Source organism: Spongiibacter sp. (assembly GCF_984394615.1).
The window spans coordinates 1-23,715 of record NZ_CFHTQA010000015.1 but is presented as its reverse complement, the minus strand read 5'-3'; the positions used below and the strand labels follow the sequence as shown (position 1 = coordinate 23,715).

The 23,715-nt window shown below is 56.2% G+C and carries 22 protein-coding genes, 2 tRNA genes and 1 pseudogene; 3 read left to right on the top strand and 22 right to left on the bottom strand.

The window, feature by feature from the left end; all coding sequences use genetic code 11:
• The 3 genes from AC5DB9_RS07710 to AC5DB9_RS07700 form a co-directional block, all read right to left on the bottom strand.
• Complete coding sequence (locus AC5DB9_RS07710; protein ID WP_028968441.1) at positions 1 to 1,185, bottom strand: sensor histidine kinase; 1,185 nt, start codon at positions 1,183 to 1,185, stop codon at positions 1 to 3.
• Between the two features lie 30 nt (positions 1,186 to 1,215).
• Complete coding sequence (locus AC5DB9_RS07705) at positions 1,216 to 2,445, bottom strand: sensor histidine kinase (protein ID WP_272990298.1); 1,230 nt, start codon at positions 2,443 to 2,445, stop codon at positions 1,216 to 1,218.
• Between the two features lie 164 nt (positions 2,446 to 2,609).
• Positions 2,610 to 3,938 (bottom strand): ABC1 kinase family protein, encoded by a 1,329-nt coding sequence (locus AC5DB9_RS07700; protein WP_272990295.1) that lies wholly within the window; start codon positions 3,936 to 3,938, stop codon positions 2,610 to 2,612.
• Positions 3,939 to 4,095: 157 nt separating this feature from the next.
• Here AC5DB9_RS07700 and AC5DB9_RS07695 point away from each other — a divergent pair, with 157 nt between their 5' ends.
• Positions 4,096 to 4,926 carry an acetoacetate decarboxylase family protein gene (locus AC5DB9_RS07695; protein WP_272990292.1) on the top strand — a complete coding sequence of 277 codons (831 nt, stop codon included), beginning with the start codon at positions 4,096 to 4,098 and terminating at the stop codon, positions 4,924 to 4,926.
• Here the strand turns inward: AC5DB9_RS07695 and AC5DB9_RS07690 are convergent.
• The 8 genes from AC5DB9_RS07690 to AC5DB9_RS07655 all read right to left on the bottom strand — a co-directional run bounded on the left by AC5DB9_RS07690 (position 4,916) and on the right by AC5DB9_RS07655 (position 13,084).
• Positions 4,916 to 5,599 (bottom strand): MarC family protein, encoded by a 684-nt coding sequence (locus tag AC5DB9_RS07690; RefSeq protein ID WP_022959774.1) that lies wholly within the window; start codon positions 5,597 to 5,599, stop codon positions 4,916 to 4,918. The two genes, AC5DB9_RS07695 and AC5DB9_RS07690, sit on opposite strands and share 11 nt — an antisense overlap.
• Positions 5,592 to 6,626: a quinone-dependent dihydroorotate dehydrogenase gene (locus AC5DB9_RS07685; protein WP_286845635.1), complete on the bottom strand. Its 1,035-nt coding sequence runs from the start codon at positions 6,624 to 6,626 to the stop codon at positions 5,592 to 5,594. The genes AC5DB9_RS07690 and AC5DB9_RS07685 overlap by 8 nt, the downstream gene beginning before the upstream one ends.
• Positions 6,627 to 6,735: 109 nt before the next feature.
• Positions 6,736 to 7,365, bottom strand: coding sequence for a phosphoadenosine phosphosulfate reductase domain-containing protein (locus AC5DB9_RS07680; RefSeq protein ID WP_272991230.1), 630 nt, complete (start codon positions 7,363 to 7,365; stop codon positions 6,736 to 6,738).
• A gap of 137 nt (positions 7,366 to 7,502) precedes the next feature.
• Complete coding sequence (pepN, locus tag AC5DB9_RS07675) at positions 7,503 to 10,151, bottom strand: aminopeptidase N (RefSeq protein ID WP_272991231.1); 2,649 nt, start codon at positions 10,149 to 10,151, stop codon at positions 7,503 to 7,505.
• A 23-nt stretch (positions 10,152 to 10,174) separates the two neighbouring features.
• Positions 10,175 to 11,017: a DUF2797 domain-containing protein gene (locus tag AC5DB9_RS07670; RefSeq protein WP_414711317.1), complete on the bottom strand. Its 843-nt coding sequence runs from the start codon at positions 11,015 to 11,017 to the stop codon at positions 10,175 to 10,177.
• Entirely contained in the window at positions 11,017 to 11,289 is a 273-nt protein-coding gene (locus AC5DB9_RS07665; protein ID WP_272991233.1) for a YeaC family protein, read from the bottom strand. Before AC5DB9_RS07665 ends, AC5DB9_RS07670 begins: the two co-directional genes overlap by 1 nt.
• A gap of 69 nt (positions 11,290 to 11,358) precedes the next feature.
• Positions 11,359 to 12,198 carry a rhomboid family intramembrane serine protease gene (locus tag AC5DB9_RS07660; RefSeq protein ID WP_272991234.1) on the bottom strand — a complete coding sequence of 280 codons (840 nt, stop codon included), beginning with the start codon at positions 12,196 to 12,198 and terminating at the stop codon, positions 11,359 to 11,361.
• A complete protein-coding gene (locus tag AC5DB9_RS07655; RefSeq protein ID WP_028968445.1) occupies positions 12,191 to 13,084 on the bottom strand; it encodes an NAD(+) kinase in 894 nt (297 codons plus the stop codon). Before AC5DB9_RS07655 ends, AC5DB9_RS07660 begins: the two co-directional genes overlap by 8 nt.
• 238 nt (positions 13,085 to 13,322) lie before the next feature.
• Here AC5DB9_RS07655 and AC5DB9_RS07650 point away from each other — a divergent pair, with 238 nt between their 5' ends.
• Complete coding sequence (locus AC5DB9_RS07650) at positions 13,323 to 14,114, top strand: DUF1853 family protein (protein ID WP_272993649.1); 792 nt, start codon at positions 13,323 to 13,325, stop codon at positions 14,112 to 14,114.
• Here AC5DB9_RS07650 and AC5DB9_RS07645 read toward each other — a convergent pair.
• From AC5DB9_RS07645 to AC5DB9_RS07630, 4 genes are all read right to left on the bottom strand, one after another.
• Positions 14,111 to 15,004, bottom strand: coding sequence for a 1-aminocyclopropane-1-carboxylate deaminase/D-cysteine desulfhydrase (locus AC5DB9_RS07645; RefSeq protein ID WP_272993654.1), 894 nt, complete (start codon positions 15,002 to 15,004; stop codon positions 14,111 to 14,113). The genes AC5DB9_RS07650 and AC5DB9_RS07645 overlap by 4 nt on opposite strands.
• A 1-nt stretch (position 15,005) precedes the next feature.
• Positions 15,006 to 16,334, bottom strand: coding sequence for a hypothetical protein (locus AC5DB9_RS07640; protein WP_272993648.1), 1,329 nt, complete (start codon positions 16,332 to 16,334; stop codon positions 15,006 to 15,008).
• 200 nt (positions 16,335 to 16,534) lie between these two features.
• Positions 16,535 to 16,611: transfer RNA gene (locus AC5DB9_RS07635), tRNA-Asp, on the bottom strand.
• A gap of 24 nt (positions 16,612 to 16,635) precedes the next feature.
• Positions 16,636 to 16,711: transfer RNA gene (locus tag AC5DB9_RS07630), tRNA-Val, on the bottom strand.
• Between the two features lie 245 nt (positions 16,712 to 16,956).
• On the opposite strand from AC5DB9_RS07630, the gene queD reads away from it, so the two are divergent.
• Positions 16,957 to 17,319 carry a 6-carboxytetrahydropterin synthase QueD gene (gene queD / locus AC5DB9_RS07625; protein WP_272993646.1) on the top strand — a complete coding sequence of 121 codons (363 nt, stop codon included), beginning with the start codon at positions 16,957 to 16,959 and terminating at the stop codon, positions 17,317 to 17,319.
• 503 nt (positions 17,320 to 17,822) lie between these two features.
• On the opposite strand, the gene AC5DB9_RS07620 is transcribed toward queD, so the two are convergent.
• The 7 genes and pseudogenes from AC5DB9_RS07620 to AC5DB9_RS07590 form a co-directional block, all read right to left on the bottom strand.
• Positions 17,823 to 19,979 carry a PQQ-dependent dehydrogenase, methanol/ethanol family gene (locus AC5DB9_RS07620; RefSeq protein WP_272993644.1) on the bottom strand — a complete coding sequence of 719 codons (2,157 nt, stop codon included), beginning with the start codon at positions 19,977 to 19,979 and terminating at the stop codon, positions 17,823 to 17,825.
• A 75-nt stretch (positions 19,980 to 20,054) separates the two neighbouring features.
• Complete coding sequence (locus tag AC5DB9_RS07615; RefSeq protein ID WP_022959787.1) at positions 20,055 to 20,630, bottom strand: lysophospholipid acyltransferase family protein; 576 nt, start codon at positions 20,628 to 20,630, stop codon at positions 20,055 to 20,057.
• Positions 20,631 to 20,755: 125 nt separating this feature from the next.
• The gene (locus tag AC5DB9_RS07610) at positions 20,756 to 21,586 is read right to left on the bottom strand and encodes a crotonase/enoyl-CoA hydratase family protein (protein ID WP_272993641.1); all 831 of its coding nucleotides are present in this window, start codon (positions 21,584 to 21,586) and stop codon (positions 20,756 to 20,758) included.
• Positions 21,583 to 22,146 carry a nitroreductase family protein gene (locus tag AC5DB9_RS07605; RefSeq protein WP_022959789.1) on the bottom strand — a complete coding sequence of 188 codons (564 nt, stop codon included), beginning with the start codon at positions 22,144 to 22,146 and terminating at the stop codon, positions 21,583 to 21,585. Before AC5DB9_RS07605 ends, AC5DB9_RS07610 begins: the two co-directional genes overlap by 4 nt.
• A gap of 2 nt (positions 22,147 to 22,148) precedes the next feature.
• Complete coding sequence (locus AC5DB9_RS07600) at positions 22,149 to 22,646, bottom strand: SRPBCC family protein (protein WP_022959790.1); 498 nt, start codon at positions 22,644 to 22,646, stop codon at positions 22,149 to 22,151.
• Between the two features lie 103 nt (positions 22,647 to 22,749).
• Positions 22,750 to 23,160, bottom strand: a complete 411-nt coding sequence (locus AC5DB9_RS07595) for a hypothetical protein (RefSeq protein WP_272993637.1) — start codon at positions 23,158 to 23,160, stop codon at positions 22,750 to 22,752.
• 139 nt (positions 23,161 to 23,299) lie between these two features.
• A pseudogene (locus tag AC5DB9_RS07590) lies at positions 23,300 to 23,715 on the bottom strand (beta-ketoacyl synthase); the annotation flags it as partial.

Here is a 23,715-nt window from a genome sequence, read left to right as displayed (position 1 = left end):
TTACTCGCTCAGAGGAATAGTGAAGTAGAACGTTGAGCCCTTACCGAGCTCTGACTCCAGCCAAATTTTGCCGCCGTGCCAGCGCACAATCTTTTCACAGATCGCCAGGCCCACACCGGACTCCTGAGAAACACCACCGGAACTGTCGCGGTGAAAAAGATTGAATAAGCCGCTGTGCTCCTCGGGACTGATCCCCACCCCGGTATCAGAAACCGAAAACAGCCAGTTTCGCTCGTGGGTAACCGCGTTGATATGGATTTCCGGCGCGTGGCCCGTGGTAAAGCGAATAGCGTTGCCGATGAGATTCTGGAACAGCTGGACCAGCTGCCGTCGGCAGGCGAGTATGGTTGGCAGCGTTTCACAGAACAGGTTGGCGTGGGTCAGTCGGAATTCCTCTTCCAGATTCACCAACACATCGTGAATCACGGCGTTGCAATCCACCATTTCCCGACTTTCGTTAAAGCGCCCTACCGACGTTAACGCAACGAGTTTGTTCAAGGCGGACTGCATCGCATAGACATTTTCGCGGAGATACAGCACTTCTTCAGCCAGCGGCTCGGGTAGCGGCGTATCGCCGGGCGCCGCCAACTTGCGAATACTCGCTACCGCCTCATTCAACGGCACCTGCAGATCTCTGGCGACAAGGTGCGAAACCTGCTCCACCTCATTAACCAGACCAATGAGCTGATGCCGGCTGCGTGCCAAGGAGATCAAATCCCGGTATGACGACAGCGCCGTGTAGATTACCGAAAACAGCCGATCCTGAGTCAGTTCCGTTTTCGCCCGGTAATCGTTGATATCGTAGACTTTCAGTACCCGCCGTTCCGGTGCCAGTCCCGGCTGGCCGGTGCGAAGAATGATGCGGACAAAGTGATTGCCCACCTCCTGGCGGATGTATTGCGCCACATCAAGACCGGCATTGTCGGTCTCCATAACGACGTCGAGCAGAATAATCGCGATATCGGGGTTGTCGCGGATCAGCTCTTTCGCCTCCGATGCGGAGTACGCACTCATAAATTCAAGATGGCGGCCGCCAAAGCTGAAGTCGTGCAGCGCCAGGCGAGTTACCACGTGGATTTCTTCCTCATCATCCACAATGAGGACTTTCCACCCTTTGCTCGGCAGTGTGCCATCGGCATTAGACGCATGGTCTTTGGCGAGCATCAACTGGTCATCAATCGCCACGATTTACTCCTCGACATCCATATTCGTTTGCTATTCAACCACATCGCGACTGCTATCTACTAAAGGCTTTTCACCGCCAAGGTCCGCAGGAAATATCAGCTCCACACATAGCCCCTGGCCCGGCTCACTCTGCAGGGTAATCTCGCCCTGAAGGCGTTGCGTAGCGAGGTTGTACACGATGTACATCCCCAGACCACTGCCACCAGCCCCCCGCTTCGTGGTGAAAAAAGGATCAAATACACTGTCCAGGTGTTCCGGGGCCACGCCATCACCGTCATCGCAATAGCGCATACACACCATATCCCCACGGCGCTGAAGCGACAGGGAGAGCGTGCCGGCCACCCCCGATGCATACCCATGCATCAATGAATTCATCACCAGATTCGTCAACATCTGGGAAATAGCGCCAGCGTAGCCCCTCACCGCCATATCGCCCTTGCACTCCAGCGCATAGCTTAGCGAGGTTCCCTTCAACTGAGGGCTCAGACTGCACCAAACCTCTTCAGTATAGGCCTGCAGATCAAAGTGACTCAGGTCATCGGCCGTCTGATTTACCGCTACCTGCTTAAAGCTATGTACTAATTCTGCCGCGCGTTTCAGGTTGCTCATCAGCAACTGACAGTATTGTTCGGCACTGTCGAAAAGCCCGCAGAGCTCCCGGTGACCCAACTCACCTCGCTCGTATTTGTCGCTCACGGTCTGCACAAGTGTCTGCATGGACGAGGCTGCCGTCACCCCGATACCGACCGGAGTATTAATCTCATGGGCAACCCCCGCCACCAGACTCCCCAGTGACGCCATTCTCTCGCTGCTCTCCATGTGCTCTTGCGCAGCACGCAAACGACGCAGCGCCGCATTCAGCTCTGTGTTACTGATGGCGACTTCACTGACTCGCAACTCCAACTCGTTCTGCGTGGCCATCAGGGCCGCTTCGCGCTCTGCCATAGAACGTAACAATCCCTGCAGAGCCCGGGACAAGCCGGTCAAGTCCCGATCTACTGTGTCAGCATGAGATTCAAGCCAGTCACCACGCTCCTCGCTCTGTTCCAGCAGCCCGACCAGTGCTGACAGCTCGTCGAAAAAGGGGCGGCTGCTCAACCACAGCAGACCACAAACCGCAGCAATACACAGGGCCAAGAAAAGGAACTGAACACTCAGCAACAGATTCAGATTCGCAATCAACCATCCTGCAACGACAGCCACCGCGCCCAGTAGCAGCATATTTTGGCGGAGGGAAAAAGGGTTCTGGAATCGCAGCAAATCCTCCCCCTCTCAATTAGCGATGACGATCTTAGAATGGTTTACGGCTGCTATTTACTCAGGCCGCACTCATGTGCCGCAGTAAACCGCACAGCAGAAAACAGCTGTATCGTGTGTACTACCTACTCCTGCATCACCAACGATTTCGGCTGCCCCAGCCTTGCTCAGCGACCCAGCATCAGGTCAATACGCTCATCGTGAAACAGGTCGACCCCCGGTGCCAATAATTCGACATAGCGATCAAAATATAGGAACTGTTTTAACAACATGGTGAAGGCGCGAGGAAATCGAATACCGTAGTTACGAGCGATATTACCGAGGTCATTCATCAGTCCATTGATACCGTCCCCGCCACGATTCTCCAGTACCTGCGCCGGATCCATGGCATTAAGACCATCAAACAAGGCCGCAATATCGCGGGTCAAGGCGTCGATATCCACTGCCTCCCGAGTAATCCCCACCGTCACCATGGCTTCGGCCATCATTCGATAGTTTTGCTGACTCACCCCAGCAAACAGGCTGAACATGGCCTGCCAGGCTTCCGGCTGAATCCGTCCGACCATGCCAAAATCGATAAAGCCGACCCGGCCGTCTTTCAGAAGCAGCAAATTACCGCTATGCAAGTCCGCATGAAAGAAAGGACACTGGGTCAAGCTCGCAAACCAGGTATTCAAGGCGTGAAACAGGCTCTCACCCGGATCAATACCCACGCTGTCAATGACCGCAGTATCCGTCAATGCCGAGCCATAGAGGCGCTCCATCGTCAGCACGCGCGCCGACGATGCCTGGAGATAGGGTTTAGGCGCGATCACCTGCTGATTGCCACTGGCTGCCAGAAACTCCCTGAACACACGGAGGTTCTCGGCCTCCTTGATGAAATCGCATTCATCAATCATCGACTGATACATCTCTGCAACTAGTCCCGCCACTGCATCGCGGTCCATATTCGGTGTAATCAGTTCGACCAGACGCGTCAGCAGATACACGGTATTCATGTCTGTAGTCAGCACTTCTCGCACACCCGGCTTCTGCACCTTGACCACTACATCTTCGCCGCTCGCCAGCCGGGCAGCATGAACCTGCGCGATTGACGCCGACGCCAAGGCCGTTGTTTCGAATGATGCAAAAACGGCTTCCAGGGGTTTCCCCAGCTCCTTCTCCACAATCTGTCTCACCGTGGTAAAAGGAATGGGCGGCGTCTGGTCCAGACAGGATTGGAACTCTTCAACATACTCACTGGGAAATAACGACGGCGAGCTGGCAATAAACTGTCCGAACTTGATATACGTCGCCCCCAAGGCCTCAAACAGTTCGCGCAACTCCGCCGGCGTTGGCTGACGCCATTGCAGCAACCACTTCAGCGCCCGGGGGTACACCGTCGCAACGGTTTGCAGCAAGCGTCTCGACCCCCTCAACCCCAATTCGGCAAGCCCCACGTCACGCCCGGCCGACAGACTGGGCAAAAGCGGTTTGAATTTGGGAAAGGCGGGCATAGCAATGTCCTCGGGGATCGGTGAGTACAACAATCACTATTATCCCCCAGCGCAGGCCAGCGGCATAGCGGCTGACCAGGGAATTACTGCATGATATTTTCCAACTGAGAAAGTAGAGTTACAATCCCATAACCACAAACAATAAGATAGGTGCCTCATGCAAGACACAGCCATACTGGCTCAGGAAGAGCTGGTGAGTGGAAAGCAAACCGACCAGACCTGCGAAGCGCTTGGCGATGGCCGCTATTTGATTGATGGACAGGAAATCACCCTGCCCGTCCATGTCAACGCCGCCTCCATGTTGATGAACGTCTTCACGGTCGACAGTCGCGTTGCGCAGCAGCTTATTGCCGACAGCGGCTTCCGCGTCGTTGAGATATGGCCGGGAAAAGCGCTAATGCAGCTGCTCGCGGTGGATTACCGCGAAAACGATCTGGGCGACTACAATGAGGCCGCTATCTCCTTCCCCGTCACCACACCGGGACAGTCGCGCCCGTTACCGTTGATCGGTGCCATGTGGCGAATGATGCGTGGCAAGCTGTGTAACTATATCTACCGTATGCCGGTAAACCAGGACTTCACAACCCACGCCGGGCGCTTCATCTGGGGTTTTCCCAAATGGGTGACCGATGTGGATATTCAATTTGGCGAGGAGCGGGCCGAGGGCTGCTTCCGCGATGATGGGCAGCTCGTGTTTAAAATTGCCGCCAAGGCTGGCGGCAATAGCAAAGCTGCGGCGCAGGAAGCTCCCTCTCTGGCGATTCGCAACCATCAGGCATGGAAAACCGTCGGCATTACTGAGGGCGAGGGACTGACATTCAGCATGGGGGGCGATATTCCAGAGATTGGCGACCGGCACCCGCTGGCCCGTCAACTGCGCGCGCTGGGGCTCCCCAAAAAGCCGATGTGCAGCATCTCTATCAAAGAGGCAAAAATGGTGTTTGAAGGCCCCGAGGCTGTTGCACTGGGGGAACGCTTTAGCCGTTAAGCGCGGCCCCTGCCCCCTCAGTGCTGATGGCACCGAGCAGGCCGCTTTGAGCGATACCATCAAACAGGAACTGCATCGCCAACGCACAGAGCAGCACGCCGAATACACGACTGATCATATGCATACCGGTCACGCCCAGCAGGTTTTGCAGGCGACTGGCCAGCAACAATGACAGCAGCGTAATCAGCAACACCAACAGCAGGCTGCTTATCACCGCGGCCTGCTCAACCAGATTGCCCTCGGCGTGAGCCATTAGCAGAATAACAGCGCCTATGGCGCCGGGCCCGGCTATCAGCGGCGTAGCCAGCGGGAACACGGCGATGTCCGCCCGCAGTTCCGCCTCACGGTTTTCCTCTCGGGTCGTCGTCGTCGCGCCGCTGCCCTTGGCCGAGACCATCTCGATACCAATCAGCAGCAGCAATATGCCGCCGGCAGCCCGCAGCGCCGCCAGCGAAATGCCCAGCATGGTCAGAATCCATTCTCCCAGCAGGGCAAACATCAGCAACAAGGCGGTGGCAATAGCGACACCTCGAAAGGCCGTGCGGCGACGTTCACTATCGCTCAAACCGCCGGAGAAAACGGCAAACATCGCAGCGACATCAATTGGCCCAATCGTGGCAAAAAAGGTCGTCAGCGCGACGCTGAAGGCCTCCAGAACGCTGGCATCAGCCACGCTTGCGCTCCAGTGCTCGAGCCGCGCCGCGAACCGCATCTTTAATGAGTGCGGGACCGCGGTAAATGAAGCCAGTATATACCTGCAGCAATTCGGCGCCCGCCGCGATTTTTTCTTCCGCCGCCTGTTCACTATCAATCCCGCCGACACCGATGATCGGCATCGCTCCGGCCAGTTCATCCGCCAGAATCCGGATGACTTCCGTCGACGCATCGCGCACGGGTGCGCCGCTCAGGCCACCGGTTTCTTCCGAGTACGGCAGCCCTTTCACGGCCTCACGGGAGATCGTGGTATTGGTGGCGATAACCGCGTCGATACCTGCGTCAACAAACGCCCTGGCGACACCGCGCACGTCGTCTTCGACCATATCCGGTGCAATTTTTACCGCCAGTGGCACATAGCGCCCATGCTCCTCCGCCAACGCTTTCTGAGCCGACTTCAAGGCCGCGAGCAGTTGTTTCAGCGGCTCACCAAACTGCAGGTCTCTCAACCCGGGTGTGTTGGGCGACGACAAGTTGACTGTGACATAACTGGCGAGCGGATAGACCTTACGCAAACAATGCAGGTAATCGTCGACGGCCTGCTCTGCAGGCGTATCCTTGTTCTTACCGATATTGATACCGAGAATTCCGTCGTAACGACTCGCCTTCACCGCTGCCAACAAGGCATCGACCCCGTCATTGTTAAAGCCCATACGGTTAATAATGGCGTCTGCGGCGGGAAGGCGGAATAGCCGCGGCAAGGGGTTTCCGGGCTGCGCTCTGGGCGTCACCGTTCCCACTTCGATAAAGCCAAATCCCAGCGCGGCCAGCGCGTCGATATGCCGGGCATTTTTGTCCAAGCCTGCGGCCAGTCCCACGGGGTTGGGGAACCGCAGCCCCATCACTTCAACCGGACAGTCCGGTGGGCGGCGCGCCAGCAGTGGCGTCAATCCCAGACGGTGGCAGACAGACAGGGCATTCAGCGACAAATGATGCGCGCGCTCCGCTGAAAAACGGAACAAGAAGGGGCGAATAAGGGAGTACATAGTCGGACCAATAGCTACAATGCCGCCAGCATAGCGAAATGCGGCGGCCGGAAAAAGTCAGGAGGGAGAAAAGCGAGCGGTCCAAAACCGTTGAACCGCCAAACCGCACTTACGCAGAAGTGTGTAGGCCACACTCGCGGTTTTCAGCAACCTTGGTGGGATCGAAGTAGTGCTTGCAGCTCGGCAATGCGTGCTCATCCATAAACGCCTGCACGTCGTCTTCGCTCCAATAGAAAATCGGTGCCACCTTCAAAATGCCACGACCGTCCCAGGACAGCACGTCCAGGCTTTGACGAAAAGCGGTCTCTTCCTTGCGAATACCGGTGATCCAGATCTTGGGCTTCAGCTCTTCGAAAGCGCGGTTAAACGGTTCCAGTTTCACCTGCCGGGTGAACTCACTGTGCAAATCGGGATTGTCATCAGGATGGGGAATGCCGCCCATGATGGCATTGCGGCGCTCGGCGGTCATTTCCGGGATATACACTTTGAGGTTGGGCTGGAGCAACTGAATCAGCTTCTCAGCCACCCGGTAGGTATCGGGCACGTTGTATCCGCTATCAGCCCAGACGACCGGCATCTCTGGCGCAACGTCAGTAACGAGTTTGAGCATAACGGCGGCATTCGGCGAAAAACTGGTAGACGCCATCGCCGGCTCGCCCAGCGAAACCGCCCAGCGAATAATATCTTGTGCCGATTTATTCCGCAGCTCTGCGTTGAGCGCGTCGAGATCCAAGTCCATGATGCCTGTCACTGCCTATTTAACGGGCTCCAACTTTATCACAGCCCGCCAAACAATCAATAAAAATCCTTAAAAATCATACAGTTATAACAAACTAGCATATTGTTATAACAGAATTGATTTTTATACCCATGCGATTAACTCAAGCTTTTCGACACAACCTCGTACACATCACTGCTCAACTCCGGCTCCGCCAGAATACGTTCCAGCTCAGCTTTCATTTTTGTTTGTACCTCGGGTAAATACTTGCGCCACTTGCTCAGCGGCCCCAGCAGTCGAGAAGCAATCTGTGGATTGCGGCGATTCAGGCCGAGTACCTGATCGGCAAGAAACGCGTAGCCCGCACCGTCTTCACGATGGAAGTTCACCGCGTTTTGACCGCAGAACGCCCCGATCAAGGCACGCACTTTATTCGGATTGCCGATATCAAACGCGGGGTGCTGCATCAGCTCCTTCACACGATCCAGCGTGCCCGGCAGGCTGCACATCGCCTGCACCTGGAACCACTGGTTAATCACCAGCGGTTCGTGTTGCCAGTCCTGATAGAACGTCTGCAACGCCTGCGATTTATAGGTCATCTCGCTGTTCACGATAGCTGTCAGCGCCGCCAGTCGATCCGTCATATTGCGGCTGTTTTCAAACTGCGCCTGAGCCAGAGCCGCGCCCTCGCCAGTCAGCATCAGATAGGCCAGAGCCGTGTTTTTCAGGCTGCGGCGGGCGATCTGTTCCGCACTGGCCTGATACACCTCGTTGCTCTCACAGCGGCGGTAAGCGGCCAACAGCGAATCCGTCAATGCATCCGCAAGACAGCGGCGTACCGCTTCGCGGGCAGCGTGGATCGCCTGAACATCCACCGGCGAAATCAATTCGGCCAGATAGGCTTCCGAGGGCAGCCGCAGCATCAATGCCACCATCGCCGGGTCAAGGCTCTCGTCGCCAAGCAGGCCTCGACAGGCATCGACATAGTCATCACCCACCGCAACTGCTTGTCCCGCTGAGAGCGCCTGCATCGCCGCGCGAATTTCCATCAGTCCCAGTTGCTGGCTGGCATCCCAGCGGCAGAAACCATCGCCATCCACCCGCATAATGCGCAGCAGGTCTTCGCGACGATAATCCATCTCCAGCTTCACCGGGGCTGAAAAGCCCCGCAACAGGCTCGGCACGGGCGCCTCGATGACCTTCTCGAACACAAACTGTTGCCGCGCTTCCGTGACATTTAATACCTGTTCGGTGTTATCACTGCGTTCAACATTGGCAGCTTCGCCCTGTAATTGCAGCGGCAATTGCCCCGCGTCCCCCAGCAGCGCCATCGCCAGCGGAATATGCAACGGCAGCTTTTCCGGCTGACCGGGCGTTGGTGGGCAGTGTTGCTCTACGGTGAGCGTGTAGGTCTGTGCCTGCTCATCGTAGGTTCCCGCCACCGTTAATCGCGGCGTCCCCGCCTGAGAGTACCAGCGACGGAACTGTCCTAGATCGACGCCACTCGCGTCTTCCATCGCCACGACAAAGTCTTCGCAGGTGACGGCCTGCCCGTCGTGGCGGTCGAAATACAGATCACTGCCCGCCCGAAAGCGTTCCGGCCCGAGCAGGGTGTGGATCATGCGCACGACTTCCGCACCCTTCTCATAAATGGTCACGGTGTAGAAGTTGGAGATTTCGATGAAGGAGTCCGGCCGCACCGGATGCGCCATCGGTCCGGCATCTTCGGCAAACTGGGCGGTGCGCAGCAGCGTGACATCTTCTACCCGCTTTACAGTGGGCGACCCCATATCGGCCGAGAAAGCCGCATCGCGGAATACCGTAAATCCTTCTTTCAGGCTCAACTGGAACCAGTCACGGCAGGTGACCCGGTTCCCAGACCAGTTGTGGAAATACTCGTGGGCAACCACTCCTTCCACGCGTTGAAAGCCGGCGTCAGTCGTCGTCTCCGGCTTGGCGAGCACACAGGAGGTATTGAAGATATTGAGACTCTTATTCTCCATCGCCCCCATATTGAAATCGTCAACAGCGACAATATTGAACAATTCCAGGTCGTACTCACGGCCGTAGACCTCTTCGTCCCAGCGCATGGCATTTTTCAACGAGGCCATGGCGTGATCGCATTTATCGAGGTCCTTGTCCTCGACGTAGATATGCAAGTCAACGTCCCGACCACTCATGGTGGTATAGCGATCGCTGATTCGCGACAGCTTGCCCGCGACCAATGCAAACAGATAGGCGGGTTTCGGGAAGGGGTCGTGCCAAACGCTGCGATGGCGGCCATCCGCCAGGGTTTCGGTGAGCACGCAATTGCCGTTCGACAGCAGTACCGGGTAGTGACCTTTATCGGCAAGAATTTCTACCTCGAACTCGGCCATGACATCGGGGCGGTCCAGATAGTAGGTAATCTTGCGGAAACCCTCGGCTTCGCACTGAGTACAAAACATGCCACTGGATTTATACAGGCCTTCCAACGAGGTATTGTTCTGGGGATAAATGCGCGTCACACAGTGCAGGGAGAACTGCTCCGGCACCTCGGCAATCACCAGCTCCTCGCCTTCCTGACGCCAGTCCCCTTCAGCCAGCACCCGGCCATCAATAGACAGCGACAACAACTCCAGCTCGGTACCATGCAAGCGAAGCGGCGGCGAACCCGGTACCGCATCGGGATTACGGCGCAGGCTCAGTGTTGCACTGACCTCGGTATGCGCCTCGCCAAGCTCAAAGCGCAGGGCCGTCTTGTCGATCAGGTAATCGGGAACTTGGTAATCTTTCAGGTAGATAGTGCTGGGCTGCGCGTCGCGCATACTGCTCTCCTCAATGCGGCGGCTTACAGCGCTGGGCTGCTCAGCTCCAGGTGGTAACCGCCGTATTTGCGAATATTGATCACGCCGGTATCAAAAATCAGGTACTGACCTTTAATACCCATCAGGATGCCCTCGGCCAGGGCATTTTTGTCGAGATTAAATGATTTGACCTTGGTCGGATATTCCGCCACGGGGTACTCAATATGCAAGACGTCAACATCACTAATGGGCTGAATCGCTTGCAAACCAAAGCGTTCCTGCAGCGCAGCTATCTCAGACTGGCATTCCCCCGCCAAGTCATCGCGACGCGCTGCCAGATCCATGTTATCCGGGCTACCCTTCAACATGGCCTGCCAGCTCGTTTTATCGGCGACGTGATTTTTGTACACCGTTTCGACAAGCCCCGACTGCAGGCGGTTGCTGACGCGAAAAATCGGCAGAGCTGCCACCGCACCTTGATCAATCCAGCGCGTCGGAAGCTGTGTGTTGCGGGTAATGCCCACTTTCACACCGGATGAATTCGCCAAATACACAATGTGATCGATCATGCAGTGGGTTTCGCCCCACTCCGGCTCCCGGCAGGTCCCCTCAAAATAATGGCATTTCTCCGGGCTGACAATGCAACTGTCGCACTGCGCCAGCCGCTGAAAGCAGGGGTAACAGTAACCTTGATTGAAGCTCTTTTTGGTCAGACGACCACAGTGCACGCAGTTGATTTGATGGATATATTCCAGCCGGAGCGGATGGCCGATCAGGCGGTTCATATCTACCTTATGTTCACCCAGCGGCAACTGATAATGCGCCAGTTGATTGTCCAGGTGCGTATGCATTTTCGAAGCCGCACCGGCAACACTCGACAAAGCCATCAGCTCTCCGTCCATTTGATGGGTTTTTCAGCATCGGTATCGCCGTGACCGCTGCAGCTTTCGCCCTCGGCTTTGCTGCCCAGATCCACGTAGCCAACGCGCTGCTGCTCCGGCTTGCGACGGAAATCGTAGGCAATCACCGCCTCCATACAGCGCTCGCGCTGCTCGGGTGTAAGCGTGCGACCATCCGGCCACTTACCAATTTCCACCGCTCGCTTGAGCGATTCATAGATGCTGGGATCGAGGTTATCGATCAGCTTTTCAAAATCCATGGTGCCCTCCGCAGACGGCTGAAACAAAAGCTTGAGATTATACCAGAGACAGGACGAACCCCGCGGCGGTTATACGGGGCGACGGCGCAGAAAAGATGCTGCCACTCCCAGCAACAACCCCATAACCAGACCGCTGAAATGGGCCGTGTTGGCAATTTCGCCAAGCCCCAACAGGCGGGTGAAACCCGCCATGCACACCAACAGCCAGATCAGCATGACCGTTGCCACACCGCGTACCAACGGGAAAGCCTCCACCGGGCGCAGGCGGTTCCAGGCAAGAATGTAACCGAGCAGTCCGTAGATAACGCCGGACATACCGCCGAACAACGACACGGTCATCATTGCCTGCGCCATATTTGACGCCGCGGCGACCAGCAGCACCAGCCCCAGCAACGCCATGCCACCCTGGCGGCGCTCGATCATGCCCCCCAGTTCCCACAACCAAAGACCGTTAAAGGCAATGTGCATCAAACCAAAGTGCAGAAACATCGGCGTCAGCAAACGCCAGGGCTCGCCCACTGGCCATTGAGCGAGCAGCTGGCCGCTTTCAAGGTCTAGCGGGTAAAACGTCAACAGCGCCACAGACTCAAAACTGCGATCAAGCTGCGGCAGCAACGCCCCGGCAATACTCAGCAGCAACAACACCCATACCACGGGACCACTTCGACGTTGCAACACGGGCGCCGAACGCGCTGGAGCCGAGCGGCGCTCTATGTGCAGCTCACCAGTCTTCAGACGTGCGTACAAGGCGCGTACCTGTTCCTGCTGCTGGGCGTCCCCGACTCGCAGCAACTGGCGATTACCTTCTTCGGCAATATGATGGGCAACGCCCTGTTGCCACAGCAGTGCGGAGAAATCTGCCAGATCCTCGCCCAACGGCAAATCCAGCGCAATAAAGTACTCAGTCATCGTCATCCCCGGCAGGCAAATGCGCCCCCCAACCGAGCTTGTCACGACAACTGGCGTAAAAGGAGTGGTCCAGCGGATGGATGAGCTTCATACGGTGAGGTTTCTTGCGAACGGTGATGATATCTCCCGGCTCGCTGGTCATGCGCAGCTGACCATCGCAAGTCACTGGCGGCTTCGCCGTATTGCGTTCGCTGACCACCATGGTGATTTCACTTTTGCCATCGATCACAATCGGCCGACTGCTCAACGTATGAGGAAACATCGGCACGATAACAATGGCATCCAGGCGCGGATGCATAATCGGGCCGCCCGCCGAGAGGGAATACGCCGTAGAACCGGTCGGTGTGGAAATGATTAAGCCATCTGAGCGCTGACGGTAGACAAACTCCCCGTCGACAAACAGCTCGAATTCCATCATGTGGCCAGAGGTCCCGGAGTTGAGGACCACATCATTGAGGGCATCGCCCTTGCCCACTCGCTCACCGTTGCGGATCAACTCCACATCGAGCAGGAAGCGCTTTTCAAGACGGTAATGCCCGTCAAGCACTGCGCCCACCTGTGCCTCAATATCGTCAGGCGAGATATCCGTCAGGAAACCGAGACGGCCGCGGTTGACCCCCAGCACCGGCGCATTGTGCCGAGCCAGTGTTCTCGCCGCTCCCAGCAGGCTGCCGTCGCCGCCCACCACAATAATCAAATCGCAAATCTCGCCAATCATCCGGCGACTGCAAACTCGCAGTGCATGGCTGTCCATCAGCCCGGCAATCTGCTCATCGAGAACGGCACTCAGGCCACGCTGCTGGAGAAAATCCAACAGACGACGAAGGGTTTCGGCAACGCCATTACCTTCACGGCCGATCACCCCAATATTGCGGAACTGTTCCATAACACCTGCTGCCATGCGCTGGGCGCTCATTATAACCGCCCAGCGGGAAGGCAATGCAAACACCGATTGTGCTCCCGGCGACGACCTCACCCTGAAAAGTAAAATTACGACGCAATTTCTGTCTACAATGGCGGAAACATTTGATCGAGCAACGACCCGCGGATGATGGCAAATGCCTTCCCACAAAGCCTCCCCCAGCTGAACTCGCCCCCTGTGCGCGCCTTGGCATGGAGCTGCTTTGCCCCCCCCACTTCTCAACGAGACGACAGGGATTGCCGCTCCGGATCTCCCGCTGACGAGCCAACGACGGGAATGGCTGGAGCAGCTGGACCGGAATGATCGCCGCCTGCGCGATCACCTCGAGCAGCACTGCCGGAGTCCAAGGCTGGGCCTCGTGTTTGAATCACTCTGGCATTTTTTTCTGATTGAAGACCCACATACCGAACTGCTGACCCACAACCTGCCAGTCAGGCAGGACGGACGAACACTGGGCGAGTTCGACGTGCTTTATCACGACATGTTGAAAGATCACACATTTCACTTAGAACTGGCCGTGAAGTTCTTCCTTGCTCGGCACGCCGGCGAGCTGCCCTTTCGAGAATGGCTCGGCCCCAACAGCGCCGACCGTCTGGACCGCAAACTGGAACGACTGCTCTCGCACCAGCTAGAGCTGTCGCAGACCCCAGCCGGCCAACAAGCGCTGAAAACTGCGGGGATTGTTAAATGCGAGCCCCAAGTGCGCGTGGCGGGGATGCTGTTCTATCCGGAACAACAAAAAGCCTGGAGTCACGGCCTGAACCCAGATCACCCCACCGGGGACTGGTTCCACATCGGGAAATTTCGCCAACGGTCGGACGAACACTGGCAATGGCGATTGCTGGAAAAGCCCTATTGGCTAGATGCTGATTACGAAAATGCCCGGCCGCTCGATGAGCGTCAGCTCGATCGAGCAGAACTGCGCCCCGTCATGCTGATCAATAAGCACCTCGAACGCTGCTTTGTCGTTCCCGATGACTGGCCTCGCGACTAACTGCAGCCAAACACCCCGGGATAGCCTCGCCTTCCTTGTAAACCACCGGTGTGCACCGCCAGTATCCGCGAGTACGCGTTGAGCTCCCCCGACAACGTCAAGGTTTCCACTGCGTAGAAAAGCTTAGCGGTGTACACCGGGTCGAGAGGGATACCACTGCGCTGCTCAAACGTCTTAATAAACTCAATCAGTCCTGGCGTCAGTTGCCCGAACCCCTTGCCAATAAAACGGTAGTCCAAAGACCAGTTATTTCTGAAGTGATCGATCTTGGTCAGCAGGCGTTGAATATCGGCGGGCATGAACTGCTCAGCCTTTTTCACTACCGGCACACCACGCACAGCCACGCCGTCAGCAACGGCGCAAGCCAAGCCTGCAAGGGTACTGCCCGTACCGCAAGCCAGCATCACCAGGTCATACGCCGCAGCCCGATCTGGCAGCAACGCTGCAATATCCGCACAACCCTGCACCCCAAGGACATTCGCCGCACCCTCCGGAATCACATAAGGCTTTGGAAGCTCATGCACTAAGGAGGCGACAAACTCCGGATCATGGCGGCGCCGATAATCGCTCCGACTGAGGGGAATAATCGTCGCCCCCCAGCGCGCCGCATCTAGCAGGCAGGGCGTTTGCTGCCCCGCATCTGCGCGCACAAACAGATAGCACGGAAAGGCCGCTTCCCGAGCAACCGCCGCCAAAGCATGAAGGTGATTGGAGTGAGCACCACCGAAACTAACCAGACAGTGGGCATCAAGGCGCCGCGCTTCGCTCAGATTGGCCTTGAGTTTGAACCATTTATTGCCAGGCGCCAGCGCGTGCTGACGATCCAAGCGCAACACATCCACGCAGGGAGTATCGGTATATAAGGCATCAATCAGTGAGGTGACTGCCACCTCAGCCAAGCTTGTGCGCCTCGCAGCGGTCGCTGTCTCCCGAGCGGAATAACTTCGGCTTCATCACCTTATCCAGCGGTTGACCGCAGTATTCCCCGCGCTCGTCCTGATAACAGCACACCGGCAGGCGGTAGTGGACCAACCATCGCTGATATTGCTCCAAGCTGACCTCACAGCGCTCGGCGGCATAGGCTTGTGGATCACGCAGATAGGCGGGCATGTCATGACGATCGATCACCAGATGCTCAATGCCGGGGTGATAGGCAACAAACACCACTCCCTTCTCCGCCATTTCGGTCAGAATCGCATTATCGTCCTTGAGCATGAGCTCGTTGTTCTGCTCGCGCAGGCGCCCCAGCTCATCACGCAATCCGACGATTTCAGTGGCGCGCTGATACAATTCTGTCTCACGCTTTCGCAGGCGCTCCTCGTAATCGGCAGCGTGGTGCTCCAGCTCTCTCTGCAGGCGCTCCTGGTAGCCAGTTTTCAGCGCGTCAAGCTCACTCTGCGCAGCCTCCCCGCCTTTTTCCAGCAACGCCTCATATTCGGCATTTCGACTCTCCAGCTCAGCCTGCTGCTTGGTCATTTGTGTCTGCAATTGCCGACAGCGAGCCTCCAGCTCAGCCCCGGTCTTTGTGGCCCGTGCCAGCGCCTTTTCAGTCGCCGCCAATTTTTCAGCGAATTGTTCGGCCTGCTTTTCGGCGAGCGTTTCAAAGCGTTCAGCCTGGGTCGCCAGCCGAAGCTGCTCAGCTTGTCGCAGCGCTTTCAATCTTGCGCGGTAAGCCCGGTGAAATATCGGTTGATCGGCATCGACAGAATCGGCACGAGCGGCAGGCGGTGCCAGAGGCGCACTCTCCTGAAAAAATGGCGATACTGCCGCCGCGGTCGGTGCCGACGCTTCATCACTGACAATACCCAGTCGATTGCGCTGCACCGCCACACTGATGGCTATGAACGTTTGATTGTTCTCCATCTCCGGGTCCCAGAGTTGCTGGCGATACCAGGACACCGGACAGGCACTGCGGCAGGCGACCCGAATCATGCCCGCACCTAAGTCAGGGCCAAAGTTCGCGTGGTCTAACAAATGGCGAAGGGGGATATTCCAGCTGCCGGCAATACGGCCTCGCTTGTCAAAGCTGATCGTAAAGAAAACCGCACCCGTGACCTTCAATGCGCCATTTATCTGTACGAACACAGCCTGTAACTGCTCGCCGGCGAAGTCCGGCACACCGACGACGTCGTCGAGAACAGCTTCAAACTCAGAGAAATACATTTCTTTGACGATGTCATCGTCGCGAAAAAAAAGAATGGCTTCTGTCAGTGATGACATAGGGCACTCGCCTTCCAGCTTTTATAGTAGAAGCCGATGATAGCGCGATTTGACGCACAAATACGGCGTGGCAATCACATTCATTCAAGTAGCGCAGACGCGTGCAGCGGAAATTCGACGCACTGACAAAGCAGGTAAAAATAAAGGAATATTAAAAACAGAAAGGAGGTCAGAAAATCACTGCAAGCAGTGGTAAAAGTTGGCGGACCGGACGGGACTCGAACCCGCGACCTCCGGCGTGACAGGCCGGCATTCTAACCAACTGAACTACCGGTCCGCATACTCTTACACTCGATCGATTTGGTGGGTGATGACGGGATCGAACCGCCGACCCTCTGCTTGTAAGGCAGATGCTCTCCCAGCTGAGCTAATCACCCCTCAATCGAGTGAGGCGCATTCTACAGTAATGACCTTGCTTGTCAAACCTTCTAGGGGATTTTTTTTAAAAAACTGTAAAAAAAGCCTATCCAACTGATTTTGCTCATTTTTTGTACTACATGAAGCCCAATAATTCGCCACTTTGCGCAGCCTTTGAACACCCTGCGAAGCACGCTGTTCTGTACAGCTTTAGTAAGGCTGATTACCATAGCTCGCCCTAACTTCAGGCTCAGGTCCTTTATCCGTGGAAATTTTCAAAGAGTTCAGTTTCGAAGCCGCCCATCGCCTACCCAACGTCCCCGAGGGCCACAAATGCGCCCGCCTGCACGGCCACAGCTTCCAGCTACGGGTCGTTGTTGGTGGCGAGCCCGACTCCCACACAGGCTGGATCATGGATTTTGGCGATATCAAGCAGGCGATAGCGCCTATTCTGGACCAGCTTGACCACTACTACTTGAATGACATCCCTGGCCTTGAAAACCCCACCAGCGAAAACCTGTCGATATGGATTTGGCGAGCGCTGAAGCCATCCCTGCCCGCACTAAAACGTATCGAAATGCGTGAAACCTGCACCAGTGGCTGCAGCTATAGCGGCCCCGAGAACTGACACGCGCACCATCTTGATGCCCGCCAAAGCCCCAGAATTATGCAGCGTTGCAATTGGTAACACGTTACATAAGTCAACTCTTGACGTAACACTTATTCACAGATAGGGCCCAATAACCCAAAGTTCATCGCTTAGCGGCAAAAAATCACAGGCAAAATCAAGAAAACATCGTAACTATATGTTTTTTATAGAATTTAATATAATGATTAAAATTTGACCAATTTGTTACAACCCCGAGTCTATCGCGCTTAGCGGGCCAAACTGACAACTTACCCACCAACTTATCCACAGATTATGTGGAAAACCCGTAACCCCAGTGTAAAACTCCTGCCGTTACCATAGGGAATACGTTAGCAGGCAGTCTAACTAACTGAACCCCAACACCAAATACACAAACACTTATTCATGGGACGCATCGCTTATGCTAGCCAGATTTCACTAACACCCGCTTTCTATACACAAAAAAGGGGCCAGCGGCCCCTTCAAAATCACAGATCGTTTTTCTAGCTAATTAAGCCTATCAACCAAGCGAGTCCGCTATATACCCAAGCTTTAAAGCTGCGCCACCACTCGGGTAGCTCACGGGACTCTTTGTCCTTGTTTGCTTCATCAAGGATATAAGCGTGAATGGCGTAGGCCTGATCTTCATCAATCACCTGCTTGAAGCCGACCATACCCAGCTTGCTCATGATGCCGTCCAGCACGATAGCGTTAAAGTTGTCGTGAAACGCGCGCGGCAAATGACGCAAATCAGGGATGGCGCCGTTGGAAATCACTTCAGTACCATGACAGGCCGCGCAGTAGGCGTAATACAGCTTGCGCCCCTGCTCCAGCACAGCCTCATCCTCAGTCAAACGCGGCGGCGGCTCGTGCAGCTGCTTTTCGGGATTTGGCGGCAATTGGCCATTGCCCCCCAATTTAAAGGTCAGAACCCGGCTCGGCGGTGGCGTGTATTCACGCTCCAGACCCGCGACCAAGCCAAAAGCACCACCCCAACCGACCAGCAGAGTCACGTATTGCTCGCCGTCAAGACTATAGGTCACTGGCGCCGCCATGGCGCCCGTGCGGACATCATGGCTCCAAAGTTTTTCACCGGTCTTGTCATTCACAGCAATGAATTGCCCATCCGCCGTTCCCTGAAAGACCAGCCCTCCCGCCGTCGCCAGCAGACCGCCATTCCAGGTCAGTTTATGCGGAATTTCCCAGGCAGCGCTCTGTGTTTTCGGATCCCAGGCCAGCAATGAGCCTCGAGTCATCGTCGTCGTCAGCAACTGCGCCAGAATCGGGTCGGGCAATGCAGGCTGCTCCAGAGGCACGCCCAGATTCCACTGCCCCCAGCGGTGCAGGTATTCCTCGACATCCGCGTACTGGAACAGAGCTTCAATGGCGGGAATATAGACATAGCCGGTATCGGGGCTGTGCGCCATCGGGTGCCAGTTGTGCGCGCCCATGGACGATGGCCGAATCAGCTCCGGCTTGCCTTCATAACGCGCGATATCGGTTTCAACCGGCCGACCGGTCGCCATATCGTAGTGGCTTGCCCAGTTCACCTTGGCGTAGGGTTCAGCCGACAGCAACTTGCCGTTCTCGCGATCGATGATAAAGAAGAAGCCGTTTTTCGGCGCATGCCAGATAACCTTCTTCTGTTCACCATCGATTTCCATGTCGGCCAGCATAATATGCTGCGTGGCGGTAAAGTCCCAAGTCTCGGCAGGGGTCTCCTGATAGTGCCAAAGGTAGTCACCGGTATCGGGGTTCAGCGCGACAATCGACGACAGATAGAGGTTGTCACCACCTTCAGGACTTCTAATACGCTGGTTCCAGGGAGAGCCGTTACCGACACCGATGTACAACTGATCCAACTCGTCGTCGTAGACGATTGAGTCCCAGACGGTGCCGCCACCACCGAACTCCCACCATTTACCCGTCCAGGTTTCAGCGGCTCGCGCCATGGCATCATTCTCGAACCCGTCGGCCGGGTTGCCGGGGACGGTGTAGAAGCGCCAGCGCATCTCGCCAGTATTCACATCAAAGGCGCTGACAAAGCCGCGAACACCGTATTCTGCGCCACCATTCCCAATGAATACCAAACCTTTGGCGACACGGGGAGCCCCAGTAATGGTGTACGGATATTTCTCAATATCAGCACTTTGTACGGACCAGATGACCTCACCACTCTCGGCATCCAGGGCGATCAGGCGGGCATCTAGCGTGCCGACAATCACTTTGCCTTCGTAGACAGCGACACCGCGGTTTACGACATCGCAGCAGGCCATCTTGGCCCACTCCCGGGGAACCTTGGGATCGTACTTCCACAGCAGCTCACCACTGCGGGCATCCAAGGCATACACCACGCTCCAGTTGCCGGTGACATACATCACGCCATCAACCACTATCGGGGTTGCTTCAAGGCCGCGATTGAAATCAGTATCAAAGGACCAGGCCAGGCCCAGCTCAGTCACCGATTCGCGATTGATCTGCTTGAGCTCGCTGTAGCGCTGCTCGCGGTAATCTTTACCGTGAGCAAGCCAGTTGTCAGAGGGATTGTCTGCGATCGTGCCGGTATTAACATCGGCGGCGCGCATGGCGCTGGCAGAATGCGCCAGAATCAGGCTGGCGATGGTCAACAGGGTGGTCGACCAGCGGTTTCTTACGCTCATAAATTGCCCCGGTATAAGGTGTCTTCGTTTTTTTGTTATTTATCTACGAAGAAACGCCGACCCGGAGCACTCGCACTAGCGTTTCTTCAGGCCCTGCATATTCTCGTAGAACGCCATAATTTCTTTCAGGTCAGCCTCGTAATCCCCGGTGGGATAAAAGGTTGGCCCCAGCCCTGTGGTCTTTGTCTTGGCATCGACAAAGCCCAACACGATGGGCACATTCGCCGCACAGGCAATGTGATAAAAACCGCCTTTCCAGCGGTCAACTTCACTCCGCGTTCCCTCCGGCGTAATGACCACCAACAGTTCGTCACGGCGACGATATTCCTCAGCCATCTGCTCTACCGTGTTATGACGCTTGCGGCGGTCGATAGCGATGCCACCAAACCAGCGCATAATGGCGCCCAGTGGCCCTTTGGGAAACAAGGTATGCTTACCCATCCAGTGCACATCAAGGCCCAGCACGAAAGCAATCACCATCATGGTGGGAAAGTCCCAGTTACTGGTATGTGGCGCCGCTATCAATACACACTTTTTCTGTTCCGGCTTCTGCCCCAGCACTTTCCAGCCAATCAGCCGGGAGGTGAACAGAAACAGTGGACGAAGCAGGAAAGTCAGCAGTGAATTTTTGAATATCGTATTTTTTTGCATATCACTATGGCACCAACACTGCACAGGGTGCAGCAATTGGTTACAGGTAGTTTACCAACACCAAGTCAGGGAACAAGCGCAGTAAGGCGCTTACCCCCATTCCTGAACGATTATTAATATTGAGATCAGTCTTTGAAGTCTGGAGACTCACCCGGCGCTGAAGAAATTGCCAACATGGCGTCTTCCTGGCTGAGCATGCCAGCATTCCATGTCGCGACATAATTCAGCGCGTCTTCTACGCTGTGGTCGCGCGAATAGCGGATCATTTCCTTGGTTCCGCGAACAGCCAGAGGCGACTTGCGGGCAATACTTTGGGCCAGCTCAGACACCGCGTCGACCATCTCCTCATAGGAATTGTAAGCGCGGTTAATCAAGCCAATCCGTTCCGCTTCCGATGCATCGACATTGCGCCCGCTCAGCGCCAGCTCACTGACCAGCCCCGGAGAAATCAGTTTGGGCAGGCGCTGTAATGTACCCACATCAGCCACGATGCCAATATCAATTTCCTTGATAGAGAAATTGGCGCCCTGCGCACAAAAACGCATATCGCAGGTGGAAATCATATCGATACCACCACCCACACAGTTGCCCTGAATAGCCGCAATAACGGGCTTACGGCACTGCTCTATAGCAGTGAGATTGCCCTGCAACATTTTAATGTGGCGACGGAACCACTCGATACGCCGCCCCAGCTCCGGCTGCTGGGACATCAGGTCTGCCAATCCGGCAAACATGCCCAGATCAATACCCGCACAGAAATTCTTGCCCTCACCGCAAAGCACAACCACGCGCACACAGGGCTCGGCATCGAGCCACTCAAAACACTGTTGCAGCTCTGCCCACATGGCCTCGTTCATGGCGTTAGCTTTGTCGGGGCGGTTGAGGGCTACCCATGCGACATGCTGCTCCATACGCAGCGCCAATGTTTCAAATACTGGGGGTGTGACCGTATTCATAGTCCCGTCCATGTCTCAACAAAATCTGACGTCGCCACCTCAGGCAGGGGCTTGGCACTGCCATCGCGACTTCCGATATAAAGAAAGCCTATTATTTCTTCGTTATCTGACATTCCGATGGCTGACATAACTCCGCGGTCGAAGGCGTGATCCCCGGTTCGCCAGATTCCCGCATACCCCTGGGCCTCCAGCGCCAGCAGAAAACCGTAGGCGGCACAGCCAGTCGCCAACCGCTGCTCTACAGCCGGCACCTTTGGATGCTCCTGAATCACCGCCGACACAATCAGAATCATCGGCGCACGCAGCGGTTGTTTTCGGAATTTCTCCAGTTCGGCCTCTGTGCTCTCCGGGCGCCGCACCACAGCGGCGTCGGCGTAGATATCGCCAAGGCGGGAGCGGGCCTCCCCTTCTACGAGGCGAAACCGCCAGGGTCTCAGCCTCGCATGATCCGGCGCTCGTGCTGCGGCGGCAAACGCCTCGTCCAGCACCTCACTACCCGGCGCTGGCTCGCAGAGTTTACTTGCGGAATTTCGCTGCTGAAGCAGGCGCAGTGCATCCATCGTCAATCCAGTTTTCTCACAGCCTCAGAGGGCGCATCGGCCCGAGATTCATAGAAGTCTTTCATGCCCGCCGCCACATCGCGAATCATGCGATTGACCGGGCCACGCATGACACGTTTATACAGCCATGCACCTATCCTCCCCCAGCGCATGGAGAAGCTCAAGCGGGCAGTAAATGCCGTCTGACTATTGCCGGCATCATCTATCTGATAGCGAAATTGCGCCTGACGGAAGGGAGCCGGAGCGCCTTTGTCTTTGCGATGCAAGCGCAGCACAAATCCTCGCCCTTCATTCCATTCCACGACGCTCTCGTCCAGCCAGCGGCCAAATTTCTGGTAGACACGACGACTGGCACCGACACCGGATGCCGGACCTTCATGCAGTTCACAGCGCTGTACACCGGGGACATAGTGATGAGCCAAGGTCAAATCCTGCAACATCGCCCACACTCGGTCTTTGGGCAAATCAATCACCACGCGCGCGCTGGCTTCATAGTTCATTCACGGACTCCTTTCACGCCCCAAGGTTGTCAGGGGGGAGTATTCAACCATGAATGCGTACGGCTGTCTTGCTCATAAATGCGGGGATATTCTGCGAAAAGCACTAACTCATCGCAAAATACTGATCGAAGTCCGCCGCGTAACGAGATATCCACTCGGCGGCGGCTTGCTCGGCATTGAGTTGTCGCCCCTGATGCTCGGACACACAGTGCCGATAGGCTTCAATTTGACAGAGCTGCTCCACCATACGCAGATGATAGAGCGCTTGCTCAGAGGAAAGGGAAATTCTGGCCAGCCAGCTGTCGCCGTGGCGGCAACAGCAGCTGATTCGCCCGATGCCGGTGAAATCAACAGGCATTGATGGAAGGGTAAATCGTACCGCACTGCCGCGAGCGAAAGGACGCTCCACCCGACAGCACAGACCCGGCAGTTCCGCACTGTCTGGCAGCATATCGTTGTCGACCGGCACAACCTCTACTGGAATGGCATCTGGGTGTCGGATATATCCTCGCATAGCCAGGACCCCTGCGACGTGAATTGCGGTTAGGGCTATTGCGCCACATTTGCAATTTGTCACCTATCCGTAATTGCCGCCCCGTCGCTAGCCGCTATCCGAGGGGCAACTAGCGCCGAGCGCAACGGCCACTCGCGACTCAGTCCTTGGACAGCCAGTCTGCGTAGGGGGACTCCAGCTCAAGGCTGACGCGCTCAGCCCAACCGGCAATACCGATACTTCCCCGCTGAATATCGAGGTCATTCTCGTTTAACACACCTTCACCAAATTGATAGCGAACGCTTAAGTCACCGCGCAGTGCCGCCTCGTCATAAGCGCGGGCCTGAGCGACAACTGCCTCCCGGCGATCACAGTAGGCAGACCAAGCAGCGCTTCCGTGACGTCCCTTGACGAGGCGCTCCGCCACCGAGGGGGAGAGCAGACAGGCACTGGCATTGTTGCCGCCAAAGCCCTTGGCATTGAGAATGGCAATGTCCATGCTGTCCGGCTCCAGTGCCAAGTGCTGCATGGGCAGCATCAAATTACTGCGCTGCACATCGTCGGCGATGTGGTCGA